16 protein-coding genes are annotated in these 21,080 nt (G+C 40.0%); 7 read left to right on the forward strand and 9 right to left on the reverse strand.

Annotation, left to right across the window (positions count from 1 at the left end; translation table 11 throughout):
- Positions 1–26 precede the first annotated feature (26 nt).
- Both SGI74_09395 and SGI74_09400 read left to right on the forward strand, forming a co-directional pair.
- Complete coding sequence (locus SGI74_09395; protein MDZ4677710.1) at positions 27–1,889, forward strand: radical SAM protein; 1,863 nt, start codon at positions 27–29, stop codon at positions 1,887–1,889.
- Positions 1,886–2,842, forward strand: a complete 957-nt coding sequence (locus SGI74_09400) for a hypothetical protein (GenBank protein ID MDZ4677711.1) — start codon at positions 1,886–1,888, stop codon at positions 2,840–2,842. The genes SGI74_09395 and SGI74_09400 overlap by 4 nt, the downstream gene beginning before the upstream one ends.
- Before the next feature lie 4 nt (positions 2,843–2,846).
- Here SGI74_09400 and SGI74_09405 read toward each other — a convergent pair whose 3' ends face one another.
- The 7 genes from SGI74_09405 to SGI74_09435 are packed head-to-tail and all read right to left on the reverse strand — an operon-like array spanning position 2,847 to position 12,267.
- On the reverse strand, positions 2,847–5,177 hold the full coding sequence (locus tag SGI74_09405; GenBank protein MDZ4677712.1) for a putative sugar O-methyltransferase: 2,331 nt from the start codon (positions 5,175–5,177) through the stop codon (positions 2,847–2,849).
- 36 nt (positions 5,178–5,213) lie between these two features.
- Entirely contained in the window at positions 5,214–6,479 is a 1,266-nt protein-coding gene (locus SGI74_09410) for a sulfotransferase (GenBank protein MDZ4677713.1), read from the reverse strand.
- Entirely contained in the window at positions 6,476–7,288 is an 813-nt protein-coding gene (locus tag SGI74_09415) for an inositol monophosphatase family protein (protein MDZ4677714.1), read from the reverse strand. The genes SGI74_09410 and SGI74_09415 overlap by 4 nt, the downstream gene beginning before the upstream one ends.
- Complete coding sequence (gene cysC / locus SGI74_09420) at positions 7,285–7,827, reverse strand: adenylyl-sulfate kinase (protein MDZ4677715.1); 543 nt, start codon at positions 7,825–7,827, stop codon at positions 7,285–7,287. The genes SGI74_09415 and cysC overlap by 4 nt, the downstream gene beginning before the upstream one ends.
- Positions 7,824–8,618: a phosphocholine cytidylyltransferase family protein gene (locus tag SGI74_09425; GenBank protein ID MDZ4677716.1), complete on the reverse strand. Its 795-nt coding sequence runs from the start codon at positions 8,616–8,618 to the stop codon at positions 7,824–7,826. Before SGI74_09425 ends, cysC begins: the two co-directional genes overlap by 4 nt.
- A complete protein-coding gene (locus SGI74_09430) occupies positions 8,615–9,277 on the reverse strand; it encodes a gamma-glutamyl-gamma-aminobutyrate hydrolase family protein (GenBank protein ID MDZ4677717.1) in 663 nt (220 codons plus the stop codon). Before SGI74_09430 ends, SGI74_09425 begins: the two co-directional genes overlap by 4 nt.
- The gene (locus tag SGI74_09435) at positions 9,274–12,267 is read right to left on the reverse strand and encodes a PEP/pyruvate-binding domain-containing protein (GenBank protein ID MDZ4677718.1); all 2,994 of its coding nucleotides are present in this window, start codon (positions 12,265–12,267) and stop codon (positions 9,274–9,276) included. Before SGI74_09435 ends, SGI74_09430 begins: the two co-directional genes overlap by 4 nt.
- Before the next feature lie 104 nt (positions 12,268–12,371).
- On the opposite strand from SGI74_09435, the gene SGI74_09440 reads away from it, so the two are divergent.
- Positions 12,372–13,121, forward strand: coding sequence for a methyltransferase domain-containing protein (locus SGI74_09440; GenBank protein ID MDZ4677719.1), 750 nt, complete (start codon positions 12,372–12,374; stop codon positions 13,119–13,121).
- 24 nt (positions 13,122–13,145) lie between these two features.
- Here SGI74_09440 and SGI74_09445 read toward each other — a convergent pair whose 3' ends face one another.
- Positions 13,146–14,534 (reverse strand): hypothetical protein, encoded by a 1,389-nt coding sequence (locus tag SGI74_09445; protein MDZ4677720.1) that lies wholly within the window; start codon positions 14,532–14,534, stop codon positions 13,146–13,148.
- Between the two features lie 83 nt (positions 14,535–14,617).
- Between SGI74_09445 and SGI74_09450 the strand changes: the two genes are divergently transcribed.
- From SGI74_09450 to mtnA, 4 genes are read left to right on the forward strand one after another with little or no spacing between them, the layout of a single operon-like run.
- Positions 14,618–15,487, forward strand: a complete 870-nt coding sequence (locus SGI74_09450) for a purine-nucleoside phosphorylase (GenBank protein ID MDZ4677721.1) — start codon at positions 14,618–14,620, stop codon at positions 15,485–15,487.
- Positions 15,480–16,802 (forward strand): amidohydrolase, encoded by a 1,323-nt coding sequence (locus SGI74_09455; GenBank protein ID MDZ4677722.1) that lies wholly within the window; start codon positions 15,480–15,482, stop codon positions 16,800–16,802. Before SGI74_09450 ends, SGI74_09455 begins: the two co-directional genes overlap by 8 nt.
- A complete protein-coding gene (locus tag SGI74_09460) occupies positions 16,799–17,449 on the forward strand; it encodes a class II aldolase/adducin family protein (protein MDZ4677723.1) in 651 nt (216 codons plus the stop codon). Before SGI74_09455 ends, SGI74_09460 begins: the two co-directional genes overlap by 4 nt.
- Positions 17,446–18,471: an S-methyl-5-thioribose-1-phosphate isomerase gene (mtnA, locus tag SGI74_09465; protein MDZ4677724.1), complete on the forward strand. Its 1,026-nt coding sequence runs from the start codon at positions 17,446–17,448 to the stop codon at positions 18,469–18,471. The genes SGI74_09460 and mtnA overlap by 4 nt, the downstream gene beginning before the upstream one ends.
- Positions 18,472–18,529: 58 nt before the next feature.
- On the opposite strand, the gene SGI74_09470 is transcribed toward mtnA, so the two are convergent.
- Positions 18,530–20,821, reverse strand: coding sequence for a WD40 repeat domain-containing protein (locus tag SGI74_09470; protein ID MDZ4677725.1), 2,292 nt, complete (start codon positions 20,819–20,821; stop codon positions 18,530–18,532).
- Positions 20,822–21,080 lie beyond the last annotated feature (259 nt).

Below are 21,080 nucleotides of genomic sequence, written 5' to 3' on the forward strand. Positions count from 1 at the left end.
CATTAAAAAAATAAATTCGAGGCGGCATGCAAACAGACAAATTGGTTACCGAAAACCGAGAAACAAAAGACAGTAAAATATTCAAACGCGGTGATGAGATACTCAATCGTATCTTTCCAAAAAGGGAAATCAAAAAAACACTCCTCATTACCCCACCAGACGCAAGCAAAGAACTCTTTCGTATGGAAACCGCAAGAAGGCTGCGTTACACAAATTACCCTCCTTACGGATTAGCTGTCTTAGCAACCCAACTTGAAAAAGTGGGTGTAACCGTCGAAATACTTAACCTCAATCATACCGTGATCAAAGCCGCCACTGAAACTAATGATCCAGAAAAATTTGATTTTGACGCTGTCTGGAAAGAAGCACTCGTTAAAAAACTCAAAGAATTTAATCCAGATATGGTTGGTATCACATGCATGTTCACTATGACTCACACCTCTCTAAAGCGAGTTTGTGAACTCATAAGCACCCATAAAGTGCCAATTGGTATTGGCGGTGTTCATGTGAGTAATGATGTTGAGCGTGTACTCAAAGATATTTCCTCTGCTGATATTGCGTTTCTTAAAGAAGGCGACAACAGCCTTAAGAATTTTATTCAAGTGGTGAATAAAAAATCACCGGTCAATATTCTCGGCCAAACAATACTTCGCGAGGGCGATGAGTATGTTCGTTTTTTAAACGATCTTCGTCCTAATTCAGAAGATCTTAATGTTTTGCCTAGCCATGACCTCATCACAGATCTTTCCAATTATTCAAATCATGGCACCGTCGGTGCTTTTTATTGGCTCAGACCCAAGGGAACAAAATTTGCCACAGCACTTTCTAATCGCGGCTGTCGCGCTCGTTGCACTTTTTGTAGCGTGAGAAACTTCAATGGTACCGGTGTTAGACTAAGATCAGCCCGCGTTGTTGTTGATGAACTTGAGCATTTACGTGATGTTCACGGCATCACTCACGTTATGTGGCTCGATGACGACTTGTTGAATGACAAAGAATCCGCAATGGAACTCTTTAATGAAATGGTGAGACGTAAACTCAATATGACTTGGGACGCCACCAATGGCCTCATTGCATTTTCGTGCACTGAAGAGATGATTTCCGCAGCAGAAGCTTCAGGTTGTGTGGCTGTAAATATCGGAATGGAATCGGGCAATGCAAAAATACTTCATGAAGTTAGAAAACCAGGTAAAGTAGAAACCTTTCTTAAAGCCGCAGAAGTTCTTCGAAGACATCCAAAAATTTACGCCAGTGTTTTATTGATGGTTGGTTTCCCAGGTGAAACTTTAAATATGGTTTTTGACACCATTAAAGTAGCTAAAGAAATGGATTTAGATTGGTACAGAATCAGCCCACTTCAGCCACTTCCAAATACCCCCATATACGATTCCATGGTAGCTCAAGGATTATTACAAGATATGGATACTGCAAAAACAGTATTCCAAGGTGGTGCATACGGTCGTCAAATTGCAATTGAAGCAGGCATAAGTCTTTCAACTCCGAATTTCGAAGAGGCTTTTAAAGAAATCAAACCCGATCAAATTCCCAACAGTGAACAAATCACGGATATTTGGTTTTATATGAACTACCATCTTAATTTTCACAGACTTTTTCATGAAGATCGCCCTATAAAAATTAAACAACAAATGGCCAATCTTCAAAACTTGACTGATGTTATTGCACCTGAAAATGGATTTGCTTTATACTTCCTTGCGGTTCTTCAACAGCGCACCCAAGGTTTTATCGAAGCAGGGCTTGAAGAACGTTTGCAACGAAGACTCAATACATCAGATTACTGGCGTGATCGTCTCAATGCGTTTGGATTAAGTACTAATGATTTCAACTCGCCAACTTTTGGAAGAGCAAGCAATCCTGTATCTGGGTTATGAATCAAACAGAGACACACAAAGTAAATGATAACAGTCAAGAGTTGACGCGCACTGAATTTTGGAATGCGCTCAATCAAAATTCAAAAATCAAACCGGATATTTTTGACTGTCAATTTACCAAGAGTTATTTAGCTGCTCCTGAAAATTACGAAGCCATTAAAAAATCTGTATTTGAAATCATTCTAGGTTCATTACCAAAAAGTGAAATTCACTCAGTGAAGACTCCAAATGATTATGAACGCATCATTGAACAGATCAATGGTACAAAATCACTGGCTATCAAAAAAAACTGGGACCTCTTTGTAAAACTTGAAAAATCAGTGATCGATGAACTTGATCGCTTGGGTTTAACTTCCTTGATAAAGGGAATTGAATTCCCAATTAATGTTCGTGTCGCACACGGCAGAGCACCAGAGGAATACAAAGAGACCGATTATGCCACTGATCATCTTCATAGTGATTTATGGGCTGGGGAACCTGACGATATTATAAATTGTCTGATGTACATCGATGGCGATCTCAAATCGACGTATATGGAACTTTATAACCCCTTAGAATCTAAAGTTGCAGCCATAGCCTCTTTTAACGGACCTTACCGCGCATTTGATGCAAAAATGGAAGGTATTGAAAAGGTCAATTACGTAGCTCAAGAAGGGCAATTCATTTTATTCGATGGCGTGTGTCCACACCAGACTATCAGAAAAGGTGGAGGAGCTCGCATCAGCATTGATTTTCGAATCAGACGTGTTGACCCCTACAAAAATACTGAAGATAAGCCTTACAGAAGTGGGATGTGGGGGAAATATTGGTATCTTGATTCAAAAAGCGAAACATTCCAACAGCGCTGCGAAAACGAATTAATAAAACTGCATGAAAGTAGACTAGAAGTTATTCCAAAGAGAACAGCTTGGATCACCAAAATGAACAATCTTTCAAAAGCCACTGCCCCCTAACAAACTAGATTGTCGGTTTGTTAGAAAGACCTAGATCATGATAAAAATCTTGTTTGCGTTGGAAAATCAGAGATAATTCTGAAGGTGCGCTAAAAAAAGCAGTGTCCCCAGTAGTTTTTGATATCTCACAATATAAATATTTGGCTTGAAGATGTCGCAAATAGGGTTTGATGGTGAGACTTGTTTTAAAGCATTCAGCGGCCTTTTGATATCGATGTGCACCAAAATAAATATTCCCGATAAAATCTGAATGAAGAAAAGCACCAGGTCGAAGACTCAGTGATTTTGTGAGCATTTTATCCGCGAAGTCATCAAGACGCGCATCTTGCAAAAGTTTTCCTGCCCTAGCCATGGTGTAATAATCTATGGGGCTCTTTGTGATGGCATCATTGATAAAACCAAGAGCCTCATCTTTTCGTGAGACTTCAAGCAACAGGTTGCCGTAAGTCAGCAATGCCTGATAGTTGTCGGATTTAGGTGCGCACAATTCTATAAACTCGTTAATTAAAGTTTTTCTAAATTCATCAGCATCCGGCTTTGAAGATGATGTTCTGGCAATGCTTAAAAGTAAAGCGGCACATGAATCAGGTGAAATCGTAAAAAGTTTTTTGCAAAGACTTACTACGAGATCAAACTCACCTGCTCGAACCGCAGTTTTTGCCAATGAATTACAGCGTGTTAAATCTGCATCGCAGTTTTTCTCAAGATCTTGAAATATCTTTTTTGCATTCAAAGAATTTCCAATGAGAGCTGTGATTTCAGCGCGTTTAAGCTTAAGAAAATAATCTTCATTGCTCGCATTTTCTGTTTTGCTTAAAACCACTTCTGTTTCTTTGGCAAAATTAAATCGAGATAATAAATAAGCAAATCGTGTCAACCAAGTGGGGCTTGATGAGTCTTTCATACACTTCATCAAAAGATCACGCCCAGATTCTTTGTTGTGTAGAACCATTTGAATGGCCGAAATATAGGCCGTCCAGTATTCAGACTCATGCAAGTTACTTAAATGCAAAGTGTGCTTTTCACAAATCGATTGTAATTGCTGAGTAATTTTATCGGCTGAAAAATTCTGCTCATTCTCTGCTTTCAATTTCATCAGCTGGAGCATTTCATTTTGAACATGCCAAACAGCCTCAACATTGCGTTGGGTGAAACTCTTCTCACTCAGAGACTTAGCTTTTGTCTGACCATATATTTCAACAAATGGCTTTGTTGTGAAAAAAATGGATTTGTTTAAATTTTCAATAAACTCAAGTGGTACCGAAAGGCCATGTTTTACAAGGATCCCCTGAATCTGATTAAAGGCTTGGTCTGGTGAAAATCGTCGAGGTAAACCACTCAGTTCATTCACAAGCTCAGGTGAATTTGAAATAAATCCTGAAAGAAAACCATTCCACAATACGCGAAGAACAAGACGGCGCGTTTCAGGATTCTCTTTTTCACGAGTTCTAAAAAAAATAAATCTAGCTTGTTCAGATTCAGAGCAACTCTCAATCTGGTAGGCAATTTCAGCCGAGTTGATCGTCCAAAACCCGTCTAAGGTACATTCTGTGGGCTCAATGAGTGGTGATGATGTGTGTCCAAAGTGATTTTCAAAATAAAAGAATCCATCGTCTGAAATATTTTTTTCAATATATCGAATGTATCCCGCAACAATGTCTCGATCCATTTCTTGCATTGAATCAATATTGATGGCCACATCAAACTTAAAAGGCTGACTTTCAAGTACATAGGCATTAATAAAATTAATTCCGCCTTTGAAAAACTCTACATTATCTTCACCGGCCTTGTGAGAAGTTTTTGCTGCGGGAAAGTTGGCTCTGAGGGACCATTCTTGGAATGAAAGAGTTTCTGGAATATCGACGATATAGAGAGTGATCTTATCATTAAAATAATTACGAAGTAAGGTAACAACACCACCTAGGCCTCCACCAATTTCCATGACTGTGGGTTCAGAAATATTTTTTGCTTCAATAGCGGTAATAATCTTTGCCGCATACAAAACGTGATGGATAAATCCGCTGCTGTAAACTTGACCAAAAAGCTTAATGTCTTTACGCGGAGAGCCAAAATCACTCTCCCCATAACTCAACAATTTTTTAACAATCGGATCACTTGCATCAAGAACTGTACGATCAATCAAGTAATGATTATCATCAACCCACGTATTCACCTTACTTTCAGGTGAAAGCATTTCAAGCATTGGAGTAAAAGAAAAATTTGTTTCCCAATGCTTAAGGGTTTGGGCCCAGGTATCTGAAAGGTTGGAATTGCTTGTATTGCAATTTTTGTAATGCCCTACGATTTCTTGATGCAGATCACGTAAATTGGTCATTGTGATTTTATCCTTTTATCGAAATTTACAAGGACTTTAGGACTTAAATTCAGGTGATGTCAAGGATCTGACAAAAATTCTTGCCCCCTTCCAGAACTTACGTTCAAGCTCAGCCAGGTAGCCTTCACTGCAGTCGATGGGGTAACCCACCAAATAGAGATAACTAAAAATATAGCGGGCTAAAATATTATTAATGATAAATGGAAGACGGAGTAAACCACCCTTTCGTAGTGCCTCAAGTTCCAATTTGCTAGGCTTTAAAATGAGAAGTGGAAGGAGCAGGCGCGTCTTGCGGGAGACTTTCCCATATCCATGTTTTTCAACAAATTTCTTCAATAAGCCATTTAGTACAAGAGTATCAATGGTATCAAAATTGTCCTGCCAATCTTCATACTTTGTATGTTGCACTGAAAAACCATTGATAGCATTTCTTGCTGAGGTATCAGCCCAGAATGCCAGGCCATTGAAGGTACTTTCCAGTAAGCTATCATTCCACGCTATATTTAAAAAACTAGCCACCCGCTCCATTTCGCGGCGGGGATTTTCGTGTAACTGCTCCAATTGCACCTCTAGAAAAGGAGCATGTGGATACTTTCTTTGAACAGTGGTCCATCCAACTAATTGATGCTTATAATGTGTACGATAATCAGTGTTTAAAACCGACATGTAGGCTTCACGTAGACGGGCATCGCTGCTGTTTTTACTAGCCATAGTCCTTGCTGCCCTAATGTGAGAATTAAATCCTCGCAGTGGATGGCGCAACATACCCAGTGACAACATATCTGGGAAGTCAGCAAACACATTGCCAATTCGAGTCAAATCATTTGAAGAGTGCAAATGATAGAGTAAGACTTTTTTTGTGCTGATGTCTTCGCCTCGCGCTAAAGCGTATGCAAAATGTGCTGCGATGAAAAAATATTTTCGAGGAGAATTCTGATCAGAAATACCCTGCAATATTTCATGCATGTATTTTTTGAAAAGCGCTTGATCAACACTAAGACAAGTATTTTTATTAGGACCTAAATTTTCAAAACCACAATTGTTAATATCTTGTTTGCCATCAAAACTAGCAATATTCAAACGAATGAAAGCATCTAGGCGCTGCTCAAGACTGTTATATTTATTTATTTCTTCCCATTGCTCATGATGAAAACTCATAAGCATAAGAGAGGGTAAGTTTAGAACTTCAGGATGAGAATCTAACAAACTATGCATCAGTAAGGTTCCTGAGCGTCCCCAGAAATAAAGAGCTACAACCTTGATTTTAGACATGGCTTCTATGGTAGGAATTGTAGATTTCATTTCTCATCCCTTAGCTGTAATAAAGCTTTAAATTGATGACTGAAATTTTCTATCATAGCGAGGGTACCGGCACAAGCTCCGCATTTAATACGGGGTTTCGGCTGATTAAATGCATTCGCAGCACCATCAAAACGAGAATAAAACTTATTAGAAAACCCAAGTAATGCCACACCGCCACAGATATCCCACTCAGACTTAGGCTCAACTGAAAAGTAAAAATCATCTTGCTCAGCTGCCACTCTTAAAAGTTTATAAGCCACACTTCCCAATGGTTTTATCTGAGGTAACTGCTCTCTAAATACATCGATTTGTCCTTTAGAAAACTCAGTGCGACTTACAGAAATTTCAGCTTGGACTAAAGAAGTTTGAACAATACGAGATTTAGATCCCCAATACTCAACACCATTATCAAGACTACCAACTCCACCTTCACCGGTGGCGGGGTTCACAACGCCCCCTAAAATCGGCAACCCCTTACTAACGAGCCCTACTGAGATTGCAATTTCAGGAATGCCAGAAATAAATTCTTTAGTGCCATCGATGGGGTCTACGACCCACACATAAGATTTTGTAAGTCTATCGGTGTTGTCTTTATCTTCTTCTGAGAGCCAACCAGAATCGGGTAAAAGTTTAGTTAGTTCTAGTTTAAGAAATTTATTAACTTCAAGCTCAACTTTGGTAACAGAAGTTCCATCTTGTTTTTTGGTAGTGCCGAGTTCTTCAGAAGACTTATTTAAATGCCCCTTAATAATTTCAGATGCTTTGAGCAGTATATTTTTAAAGTTTGTGAGATTAACAGGAACCTTCATCGAAAATCAGGAGCCAATCGAATGATCCGATCAACTATTTCTTCAAAAGAGTTTGGAGCTTGAGAGGTATCTAAAACTAGATCTGGGGTTTTGGGCGCATCAAAGGGAAGATCCACACCGATGACGTCTTTCATCGCCCCTGATTTAACACCACTGTAAAGTTTTTTTGTGTCACGCATCTCAAGAACACTCATAGGTGTATCAAGATAAACTTCATAATAATTGGATATGTTTTTTCTATTCCACTCATGAATCTCTTGAAACAAAGACATCGTTGCACAAACTACTGGTACACCCTGCCCCGAGAGCCATTTACAAAGTTTAGATATTTGCTGAGCGTTTTTTTTTCGATCTTCTAAACCATGACCAAGATGTGAATTTAAAACGTCACGTACCTCGTCTCCGTCAATCAAAATAGATGCATGATTTTGGCTACGTAAACGAGCACAAACTTTATTGGCAATAGTAGATTTACCCGAACCTGAAAGACCCGTGATCCAAAAAACTGGGCCCGCTGCTTTCACACCCATTGAATTCATGGTGTGTTCCTATTGATAGTCAGAGTGTTTCCTGAGGTGAGTGCAAATTTCTGGGCTAATTCTAAATCGCGATGGGAATCTATTTCTAACCATTTTTCATTGATGGGTACTGCGTGAATATCAGTGCCTGAATTAATCAGCCCTTGTAAAAAATCTGTCATGTACAACATATCAAAATTTCTTTTTGTTGAAATAAGTGTGCGACCATCTTGGTGGGCCTTGCGCTCTTTTTCAAAAAGATCTTTGGCAAGTTGAACACTTTTACCCTTAAATGAAAGTAGGCCAATGTATTGGGCTTGAATGCGCTCAAGGGAAGTTTCTTTATTTCCAATATCTGTAATTCTACCATCGTCAGCCAGGCGAAGGCTTTCGGCATCATCTAAAACATTATCCACGCGTTTTTCCCAATAGCTTTTCCACTCTCGATCAACAACCACTGAAATATCATGGGGAGATTTTAAAAGTGCTTCTAAAACCGAAGGTTCATAGACGATATCGCCATAGCTTACGATAAAAGAATCTCCGAAATACTCAGCCGCACACCAAAGAGTTTGAAGCATATTGGTCTCAGCAAATCTTTTATTTTCAACAAAAGTGAGTTCTTCACCTTGAACTGTTTCTTTACAAAATCCCCTGACAACTACAATATTTTTAACACCAGCAGCCCGCGCAGTATTGGTTTGCCAATAAAGAAGTGGTTTTCCTTCTAAAGGAACCATACATTTAGGGCGATCAGCAGTGATGGGTTTTAAACGATTACCAGTTCCGGCGGCTAAAATAATCATGTTCATTTGAGAACTCCCTGACCCAGCTTAAGCCAATCAATTAACATGGCTTTGTCTTGCCCAGCTGAAGGACCTTTTCTTTCGGGATGCCATTGAACCCCATAAATTGGAAATTTAGAATGATACGCCCCTTCAACGATTCCTTCGGGACTTTTAGCAAACGCAATAAGTTCTGAGGCCAATTCTTTTTCAGTCAAACCTTGATCGTGATAGGAGTTCACTTGAAATTCATCTAGCTTAAACACTTTTGAAGCCTTGTGATCGACGATACGTACTAGATGATTGGCCCCGGTATGTTTTTCATCAGGACTCTGGGCCTTGATGCTTTTAATTAATGAACCCCCAAAATAAACATTTAAAAACTGCAACCCGCGACAAATACCCACAACAGGCAAGTTTTTTTTAATAGCGTACTCCACCATGGCCCGCTCTGTTTGGTCACGCACAGGATCCGCTCCCACGTCATTCCCATTGGAGAGAATCACACCACTTATTCCAGTGGCATCCATAAGTTCTGCAGGCGTATTTATGCCATTAGGAATAAAAATTGGAAGCACATTTAAATCAGAAAGTAATTCTACCCAATCACGACTGATAGCGTCTCGCACTTCGGAGTATGCTTCTGTGGTAACACTTCTAAGTGAAATGGCGATACGTGGTTTCATTTTAATATCCGAATTTGACGTTTGCCACAATCCAGCTCCATGAGTTCATGCTTTGCCAGCTTATCAAAGAGCATTTCTCCACAACCAATGGCAGCTGGAAGTCCGAATTCTGCAGCACGTATAGCCATATGTGATGCAACTCCACCGTATTTTGTAATGATCCCAGCGATGGGGTAGCTAAAAATCCAATCGTAACCGGGATCCGCTCGCTCAAGCAAAATGATCTTGTCATTTAAATTTGAAGTCTGTGAATTTTTATCTAATTTTAAGCAGTCAGCCACAACACGCTTATGGGTAATAAAATTAGGTTGGCATTTCATTTGGCTGAAAAAATCAAAATCAGAAACATCAGAAATAAGCGGCGGCAGATGAAGTGCTTTTGTTAATTCAAAACGTTTACGCGTAAAACCAATGGCTCTTTGCAACTCAATTGATGTGGCAGATGATGTTCCGTTGGTTGCCATTTGAATCAAAGTCTCAATAGATACAAAAGCCATATCATCCCGAGAAAGCTGAAACTTCTGGCCGAGTTTTTCAGTTAACATCAAAATAAGATTTAAATTCTTAGTAAATTCAAATTTTGAACTTTCACGCGCTGGTATAGCTTCCAAAATAAATTTCATCAGCGTCATAACATCAACATTCAAACCCAAATCTTTAAGAACCTTATCAATCTGACTGAATTTAGATTCGAAAATCTGACGAGCCTTATTGATATCAGGCTTGTGCGTTGAAGCGCGAGGTGTACCTGAACTACGAATATAAAGTGGAAGTGCTTGGCCCATGTTTTCAGAAAGTATGTCGTAGGTATCAGGTCTGAGATGGGCATAGCGACTTACAAATGCCGCTTCAGCAATCTGACCAGCGGCTAGCAATTCAAAATCCTCAGACATCTGACTAGCTACAGTTGAAATATTCCTAAGAATTTCATCATACTCTTCATCGCTAAGAATTTTTGCAGACACAAAAGATTTAAGAAATGCAAGGGCCACAAATGCATAACGAGCCAAAATAGAGAAAGGCAATGTGCCCCAATTAATGCAATCTTCAGAAAGCACACGCAAAGCTATTGCTATGGCATGGGGATTATCTGGCAGTTGAGATGAGATTTGTTCACGTCTTAAATTCAATTTTTCAAGAAGCTGCATCTGACTGGCAATACTTACTTCTTTTTCTTGGATAATAGATTGAGTTAATAACTTTAATTTTTCTTCTAGGTTTTTAATTTCAGCATCTGAAAATTTCGCAGCACTTAAGAGTTCTTTTGTATTTTTGAAATCTTGAGTGAGACATGTGGGTACAATATGAAACTCTATTTTATCATGAAGTTCAGGATTTTCTTTTAAGCGCCCGATGTAATGATTCACTAATTTTTCTGAAAGTGATGATTCTAAATTCTGAGGTAAAAAAGAATTTACACTTGCACGTACGTCAATATAGGGCCGCCCAAGAAGCGCAACAAGTAGCGGAGCACTCGTCACATCTTTGTAACCGATCAAAGCCCGAGCTTTTGCCCAGGTGCTATCGGTAATAAGTCTTTGATACAGCGAAAGTGCTAAGGGCTTTGGGCAAGTACCGATAATTTCAGCAGGATTCCAATCAGGCATAATACCTAAAACAGTGGTTGTACCTGACACTGCTGGATTAGGCTTAAACAATTGCGCAGAATAATCACGAATCAACGCTAACTCTTGTGCAAAGTCATCATCGGTGAGCGCAAAACGATTGCGATCTACAGTCAAAGGCCTCACCTGAAGAATGTAGACTTTTTCATCTCGATCAATTGCAAACTCAATATCGAGGGCATCGTGATCAATAAGTGATTCAAGTTCTCGAGCTGCAGCGATCAACATATGCATGTGCTTATCAGGATAAGGACCTTTACTTTGTTTTGACACAACCCACGTTTCTGCGTTTTCAGAACCTGAGGTGATTGTATCTGTTCTTGAAGTGGTAGTATCGCAATTGATAACAAGGTAAGGTGCGTTGGTTTCTAAATCACGGGTGAGTATGACTCCACTGTTTGTAACATTGAGAACTTGTGGTTGAACAAAAATCTGATGTTCAAGATCGTCCTTTGGAAAACTATTAAACACTTCAGTTATCGCATCAGAAATTTGCGAAGACTCTTGAATATCCACATTTAATATACTTTTAAAGCGCCCTGCTTGAGAACCACTCCACGCATCTTCACTCAAGGCACTGCTGCGTACAACTACAAGACCCTCATTAAAAGTTTTTTTAACGCTTGCTACAACTTCTTGAGGATTTTTCTTCCACTCAGACACTGCAAATCTAAATTGATCTAGAATTTTTGAGAAGCGAACGACAGGTTGTAATCTTTGAAGTGTTTGTGCTTTAGTACCAAGAATAAGTTTTGCTGCGTTTTTTGGTTTAGAAAGTGAAGCAAATTTAGAGCTGATATCTACAGAACTTAACCCTGCACCCTCTCTTGAAAGCACAGAAAAACATTTTACAAGATCATCTGTTTCATTTTTACTTCCGCTAGTTGCACGCTCACGAAAAAATTTTTGTAAAAGCTCTGAACCTTTCGCACTAACCAGTGCAACACCAGCAAAAGGAGTCTCAGAATTTACAGGCCCATCAACACCCAATACAAAGTCAGACTTACTGTCATGCATTTGCTTTGATAATAAATCCAGGGCTTCACGATGAAAGACAATGTCAGCAGAGCAAATATAACATGAATCGGTAAGCTCCTTGATGGCACAACCCAAAGCATCGACATCTGAACCTGTCATCCAATCAGCGTAAAAATGGTATTTAAGATCGGGGTAATTCTCGATGACCTTTTCAATATGATAACCGCCGACGTAGCAAACTTGTGACACCTGCAATTGTTGAAATGACTGAAGAATCCAGTCCAGTGCGCGTCTGGAGCCTTCAAATTCACTGAGATGATATGGGTAACTTTTATTTGGGTCGAGGCGTCGAACACCTCTGGAACTTCCTAGGATAATAGCTTTCATATCGGCTAAAACCATATGTAAATCCCAATTTACTAGCAATAAAAAAAGCCCCTCCATGGATTTTTGTTGCGCAGGTTCAAGTCACAGAAGTATTATCTTTTTCGATGAAAACAACCTGGGATTATTCTGATTTAGCCAATGCCTATTTAATGCGTCCGGATTACTCCGATTCAGCCATTGATGACATGCTTAAAATTGCAGGCATTCAAAAAGGCGCTAAGGTCTGTGATGTTGGCGCTGGTGTAGCTCATCTCACCTTGAAACTTGCAGTTCGTGGCCTTGATGTCACAGCAGTCGAACCTAACGATGCCATGAGAGCAAACGGTATTAAAAGAACCGCAGATTTTCCTAAAGTACGTTGGTTTGAAGGAACTGGTGAGCAATCAGGTCAACCCGCTAACACTTATGAGATGGTAACTTTCGGTTCTTCTTTCAACGTGACTGATCGCACGGCTGCTTTAAAAGAAAGCATTCGAATCCTTAAGCCAAACGGTTGGTTTGCCTGTATGTGGAATCACCGTGATTTAAAAGATCCTATTCAATCTAAAATTGAATCCATTATTAAATCAGTCATCTCAGATTATGATTACGGCACACGTCGCGCTGATCAAACTGATTTTTTAAATGAGAGCGGCATGCTGAGAGAATTGCATAAAGTTGAAGGTCGCGTACTACACACACAATCTGTAGAAGATTGCCTAGAAGCTTGGCGCTCTCACGCAACATTACACCGTCAAGCGGGTCCTAAATTTAAGCTCATCATTGAAAAAATCAGTGAAGCCCTTGACCAAACAAAACTCTCAAAAATTCAAATTCCCTACACAACCAATATCTGGGTTGCTCAAGTAAAATAATTAATTTTCCAACATTTTTATAAGCTACTTCGGATTCAACTCGCGATCACAGTATTTGTGTTCATTTTCGTACACAAAACGGTAATAGCGTTCCATGACTGGCTCGAATTCACGATTGTCATAGGGAAGTTTTGTTTCTGGTGGTTTATATTGCCCATCAAAGTAGCTCCAGATGTAATGATCATTGGGAACTTGCACAACATGATACTGATAGAGATTGGCGTAGCTTTCCTTTATTCCGAAGAGAAAAAGTGCTGAAAGCAAAAGTAATTTTATATTTCTTTTTTTACCAGAGTAGATCCACTTCTCAATTTCTGAGTACCCCAAAAAACACACAAACACGACAGGTATCACCGCCATGAGTGTTCTAATGGAATGAGGAATGCCCTCATTGGTTAAGGCGGCAGGAGCGTAAGAAATCGCAAAAACCGACGCAATATAGGCCCAGAAGAAATTACGTCTACGAATGATCTGTAAAAGTGCTGCAGCAAAACCAAGTAAATAGCATGGCAAAAAAAACTGATTCAATTCACCTTTGTATTGTGTGTGATGGCGAGAGTTTCCATCACCTTGAAAAAATAAAAAATCAGGCCCCATATGCTGAAAATATCTTGTCACAACACCCACGGGTTCCAGGGCTTTGACGACTTGAAATCTCTGCAAAGTTTTTTGTGCGTGAAGGAGATCATCAAAAGTGGGAATACCCAAAGCTATTGCTACTAAAACTGCTACGAATAAACCCTGGCATCTTTTTAATGAGAACGGGATTCCTTTAAGATGTATGAAAATAAAAGGAAATGGAAACCAGATGAAGTAGAGGGATTTACTGCCGTAGTACATGTACAAAAGTGAAGCCCAAAAGAGGGCGTGACCAAAACCTCGTGCTTTGGACTCAGGCTTTTCTATAAGCCACCAACCTGTGGCAATAAAGCCCATCATGACAAAGCAGACACCTGCAAATTCAATAGGAATACGGTGGGGCAACAACATCCATGAGGATACAAGCAAGAATAAAGTCATCAAAGGATACGCTAGTGGAAATCGAAACTTGGGAAATTCTTTTGAACGATAAATAAAGAATACCGCTGCAAAAATGGCCGTAGCCCCCATAAACATGCTGATGATACGCGAAGAGTACAGAGTCAGTGGATAAATGAAGTCAGAGAGCGCAAACGCATAGATGATTAAAGGTGGTCTATAATCGTTAAATGCGCGAAAGTACCATGGTAAAAAGGTCCCGTATTCATCGGCACCTGAAAGGCGAATACACAGAGCATTAAAAACATCGGTGACTGAGTCAAGATGATAACCCGTGGGCATTTCGCGGCTTTTATAAAAATAGACATAGACGGCAATAGCAAAGACAAGCATGTTTGCCACAACATGGATTTTTTTAAAGATAGATTTAAGCATCTTGAATAGATTTCGTAGTTTAGGGGTTGAAAGCAAGAGAATAATGACCTAAGCAGTTCGTGTATGAATCATAGGGACACATTTTGAATATTTTTGAACTTTCCAATAATCTTTTGTCAAAACTCAATGATTTAAAAGTCAATTCACCATCGCTGCATCTTGTTTTAGGTTCATCATTTTCTGACATCTTTTCTGAACAAAGTTTTAAGGCCCAGTGGGAAGAAAAAGCTCAAATTACATTTAGCGAAGCGGGGTTTAAAGGCTCAACAGCACCTGGACACCGTGGGGTTTTTCACTATCTGCAAAATAAAAAAACCAAGAGTACTATTACTTGTCAGGTAGGAAGGCTCCATGGATATGAAGGCACCACTCCTCAAGACGCTATCGCACCTGTACTTGCCCATCGGCTTTTGGGTACAAAAAAATTTATACTTACAAATGCTGCCGGTGCATTAACAAAAAAATTTAAAGTGGGATCTCTCATGATCATCAAAGATCATGTCAATCTCACAGGATTAAATCCGTTAGTTGGTGCAAATCCTGTGAATTCAGAAGGTATGCATTTGGGCCAGAGGTTTCCAGACATGAGTCAGGCCTATGACCTTGAGCTTTCAAATAAATTAGAAAATTATTTTAAAAAATCAGATCTTCAGGTGAATCACGGGGTGTATCTTGGACTTCTAGGACCAAGCTTTGAAACACCAGCCGAAATAAAACTTTTTTCACAATGGGGCTTACACGCAGTGGGAATGTCCACTGTTTGGGAGACCATTGCTCTTCGTCATGGAGGAGCCCGAGTTGCCGGAGTTTCACTGATCAGCAATTTGGGTTGTGGTTTAAGTGATGAACCTTTGAATCACGATGAGATTTTAAAAATATGCAAAACACCAACCCAGAAAATGCTTCAGTGTCTTTTAAATTTTGCTGAAAATGAAGGAGCAAGTGATGAGTGAGTTCAGTCTAGGAATTCATTGTGACTACCTTCTGACGATGAGCGGTGGCTCGGGTAAAGTTTTGCATGACCAGTTTATTGGAGTGAATGGAAGTCGCATCGCTACCATTGCTCCTTGGGGTGAAAACAATTGGAAATGTGACAAACTCATTAAGGCTAAAAATAAAATCGTTATGCCTGGCCTTATTAATGGGCACACGCATTTATGCATGTCACTATTTCGAGGCCTTGCCGACGATCTTCCCTTTCATCAGTGGCTACATGAATATATTTTGCCACTTGAAGCAAAACTCGTTGATGCTAAGTTTGTACGTGTCGGTACTCAATTGGCAGCTCTTGAATGTATTCAAAATGGCGTCACCACTGTGTGTGATATGTATTTTTTCGCTCAAGAAGTGGCAACGGTTTTAGATGAAGCAGGGCTTCGTGGATTAGTTTGCGAGGCTATTACTGATTTTCCGACTCCAGATAATAAAAACTTAGATGATAGTCACTTTAAAATATTACAGCAAATGTGCGACAAATATAAAAATCACGAGAGGATTCAACCTTGTGTTGGCCCCCACGCTCCCTACACGTGTAGCGATGATACAATTAAAAAATCAAAAGAATTTGCGCTTAAACATCAAATTCCTATTGTGATGCATGTATCTGAAACTCAAAATGAAGTTAATGAATCATTAAAAAAATATTCAAAAACTCCTGTGAAAAGACTTTTTGATCTCGGCCTTTTAACGAATAAAACTATTTTTGCACATTGTGTTTGCATCACTGACGAAGATATTGATCTTTTGCAAAAAACAGGGACTAGCGCAATTTATAATCCAGAATCAAATATGAAGTTGGGTTCAGGAGTTGCTCCGGTTCCTAAAATGCTCAAAGCTGGGATTAAAGTAGGCATTGGAACAGACGGCGCTGCTAGTAATAACGATTTAAGTATTCTCAGTGAAATGGATGTTGGGGCAAAACTACAAAAGCTCTCTCATCTAGACAACACCGCTCTGACAGGAATTGATACTTTGAGAATGGCTACAATTGGCGGAGCTGAAGCTTTAGGCATTTCAAAAAATGTCGGAAGCTTAGAGGTCGGCAAGTTTGCAGATATCATCTGCCTTGATTTAGACTCATCACATATGCGTCCACTTCACGATGTTGTTAGTCAAATTGTCTATACCGCATCAGCTGCAGATGTGGAAACAGTGATCTGTCATGGATCAGTTTTGATGGAAAATCGAGAAATCAAAACTCTTGATCGTGAGAAAATTTTTAAAGAAGTGGATGAATACTATCAAATCATTAAAGCGAGTTTGAAGTGATTGAACATAACATTGCGCAAAAAATTGTCGAGGTTTGCCAAAGGCTTCATGCCAAAAACATGTTAGCTGCTGCTGATGGAAATGTCAGTTACCGGGTCAATGATGAACAGATTTACATAACACCCACAGGAATCAACAAAGCTTTTATGAAGATTTCTGATATCGCAGTGATTGATATACGAAATCGCGTCTTAAGTGGCAAACCATCAGGTGAGCGCTTGATGCATCTTGAAGTTTTCAAGCAATGCCCCAAAGCCAAATGTGTTGTTCACGCTCACCCACCCCATGCAATTGCGTGGAGCGTGGCACATCCACAATTACAAGAATTGCCTTCGGAATGTTTGTCTGAGGTTATTTTAGCCGTCGGTAAAATTCCATTTGTCACTTATGCAAGACCAGGTACTCAAGAGATGGGGGAAAACTTAAAACCCTTTTTACCACAATACCGCACAATGATCTTGGCGCGCCATGGGGCTTTGAGTTGGGGTGAGAGTATTAATGAGGCGTATAATGGAATGGAACGCCTTGAGCATTCAGCACAAATTCTACAAATTGCACATACTCTGGGTGGTCTTACTAATTTATCGCAAGAAGAAGTTCAAGCCCTCAAAGAAATGCGCAGACAAATTGGAGAAAAAACTTTGTGAAAAATCTCATATCCATGGGATTAAAAGTTGAAGCAGGTCGTGTCTTCGTACTCGATCAAGAAATACTTCCTCAAAATGAAATCTGGCTTGAATGTAAAACGCCAAATGACATGATCAATTTTATTAAGTCCCTTAAAATTAGAGGGGCTCCCCTCATCGGGGTTGGAGCCGCAATTGCATTAGCTCAATATGCAGAAAAATTAAAAACATCAAAAAAAAATTCAGATAATATGATTCAAATGATCCTTACGGCGGCTCACCAACTGCGAGATGCACGACCCACGGCTGTGAATCTTATGGCAGCCGTTGATCGCGTTATTTTAAAACAGCCACTTAATGCCTTAACTGTTGGGAACATCGTTAGATCAGCTGAAGATCTGTTTGACGAGGATGTAGCACTTTGTGAAGCAATGGCTGTTAACGGGGCAAATGTAATTGAAGATGGTGACAATATTCTCACTCATTGTAACACGGGTGGATTAGCCACAGCAGGTATTGGGACAGCACTTGGAGTTATAGCTCGTAGTTTTAAAAATGGAAAAATAATCCATGTGTATGTCGATGAAACCCGCCCACTCCTTCAAGGCGCAAGGTTAACAACCTGGGAACTTCAAAAACTCAAAATCCCCTTCACATTGATATGCGATAATATGGCCGCCATGTTGATGAAGCAGGATAAAGTTCAAAAAATCATCGTGGGTTCAGATCGTATTGCTAGTAATGGTGATTTTGCCAATAAGATTGGCACTTATAGTGTTGCAGTTAATGCTCATCACCATAAAATTCCATTTTACGTAGCTGCACCCTGGACCACCATTGATTGGTCTTGTTCTTCTGGGAATCATATTCCTATTGAAGAACGTCATGCAAAAGAAGTTCGTTATCCTTCAGCACCAGAGGGTTGTGCTGTGTACAATCCTGCATTTGATGTTACCCCCCATGAACTAGTAACGGGGTATATTTTAGATCGTGGATTTTTCAAAGATTGGAATCAAGCTAAGTTGTTAAATGATAAATCTTAAACGTCACCGAACAAATATTTGGGTGGCCCAAGTAAGATAATTAGTCAGCACCGACTAATTATCTTATTCGAAGCTTGCTCAAGGCAGAACCACTTTTTTGGACTATAAATGTAAATCCGAAAGCAAAGGCAGCGTAATAATAGCCTGTAAACATTTGCATGTACCTTTCTTCGACAAAATACGCAAATGACAAAAAGAGATAAAATCCTACGAGCATCAAAACAAGTGCTGACGTCACAACTCTATACCGCAGCCAGAGAATAACGATCCCTAGCACCACAATCAGAAGCCACAGAGCCTCTAGCACAGGATGGTCAGCCAGATAATATGTCTTAAGTTTGAGGGTCCACAACTTTGACATGGTTTCTTTGATGCCATATCTTATTTGAAAAAGAGGATTATGTTGTTTTAGGATCTTCCCGATAATGGGTAGTTCGTACGCCCTGAAGAAAATGACTTCACCGGTCTTAGTATCAATAATGGGATGAGCATCCGTGTTGTTAATAAATTCGCTACCAGCCCCCGCCCAAGATTCTTTTGACGGATCAAGATTTGGATCGTGTGACGCTTCAAGATATCTCTTGGTAATAAGTTTTTGCAAACGCCCGAATTTATCAACATACGGGTCAACATTAGCCGGCGCTGGAAGAGTAAAATATTTCGAATACGTCAACAATTCATTGAATAGCGTACCTTCGGGATACATTTGCATTGTGGTAAGGCCTGTAATTGCAGTTACTCCCAACGCCGTCATGAGATTTTTAAATTGCAGGGGTTTAAGTTTCTTGGTCAAAAATAAAAGAACCAATAGTGGCCCAACCAAGAACCCAACAAAAATGCACGAGACCTGCTTAATATGACATGCCAAAATTATGAACAACACACATGCGATCAAATAACGCCTGCGATGATGTCGAGCAAAAAGCGATAGAAGCAAAGTTATACCAATCAGAGAGAACAGTAAGGCCAGAAAAAATTCAGAGAAATTATACCCTGAATAAAAAGAAAAATGATTTGTAGGATCCAAAAATGGGATAAGAAGACCTAAAGCCGGAAGATAACCAAAATGCTTCAGAAATGTCGCAAATACAACCAAGATAAAAAGTGCCAAAATCAAAGGCTGAAAGAATCTGGTTGAGCAAGCATTATAAGCTCCCGTAGCTCTCATGCCCAATGAGATCAAAAACGGATACGCTGCCTGCCTGAGAAAATGAGGCAATCCAAAAGTCTTTCCTGGTTCAAAACCTTTGTGAGCAGAGATGTCTTTAACAAGATTTCCGTTCACATTCCAAATGCGAATACCCCCATCTCTCGCTCCCCCCGCCACCAATTGCCCGTCTGGGCTGAACACCACCGCTGTGACACTATTAGAATGTCCCTCGAGATCTTTCGCCTTCTGGGTACCCACTTTATCTAGCCAGAGGTGAATGGCTCCATCTTCCATGCCACCAGCCAACGCGATGGTGGTTTGATCAGGACTTAAAGCAATTCCCAGAATTTGGTATGGCATGTGCTGAAAAAGTGAATGACACTCCCATTTACCAATGTCCCCTTTTTGAGAACAATCTATGACGTTGGCGTTAATAGCACCCGCCAAAAGACTCCCATTTTTTCTAAAAACAACTCCCTCAACACTGTCTGGCTCTTGAATAATTTTGCTGACAAACTTCCCCCCTCTAGTCCATAGGCGCACCGACCAATCCATACTCGAACTTGCAATTATTTTTTGATCGGGACTGAAAGCAATACCTGAAATCGACGACTCATGCCCCCGCATGGGTTCTCCAACTGATTTTCCATCCAGCGTCCATAATCGCAACGTCCCGTCCCAACCGCCAGAGATAACTTGAGTGCCCTCGGGAGTAAAGGCTACGGCAGATACGGCGATTTGCCCCGTCTGAATTGAAAGTTTTAAGGAGTGATCATCGATATTCCAGAGTCGAATTGTGCCGTCCCATCCACCTGTTGCAAAAACTTTTCCATTGGGGCTAAACGCTATGGAGCTTAAAGCCTCTTGTTGGGCATTGATTGGTTCACCTAGGGGTTCTCCAACGCGGTTCCAAAATTTAATATAGCCATCGCCGCCAGCAGAAACGAGGGTGTTACCTTTGGGATGAAATGCCAAAGAAGTTTTGGTGAGGAAGGGATTAAAATCAGGTCGCGATCTGAAAATGTATGACTCTCGCCACACAGGTTGTTTTCCGGCAAACCAAAGAGCATAATTATTAAAACTATCTGCACTACCTGAGCCCGGCGCTTGGCAACTCTGCCAGCTTTCGCGGTGCCTGTAATTTTCTATTGAAAAAGTAATGAGTTGCATCAGGATAAAAATAATTATGATTCCTGCCACTAAAGTTTTCCACCGCTTTGCAGGCTTAAAATTCCTAGCCACGAAACACAAAATACCTAGTAAAATAAAAAAACAAATAAAGTAAAATCGGACGTGCTTATGATCACCTAAGTAAGTAACTTGCCCCCTCTCAAACTGACACCAGTAGAGATAAAAAACAAAAGAAAAAGCAAACAACAAAGGAAACCAAAATGAGGATCTCAATAAAGATTTTAAATTAATATGAAACTCCATGATGTACCTCATTTGTTAAAATGAT

The organism is Oligoflexia bacterium, from assembly GCA_034439615.1.
Classification (GTDB): domain Bacteria; phylum Bdellovibrionota; class Bdellovibrionia; order JABDDW01; family JABDDW01; genus JAWXAT01.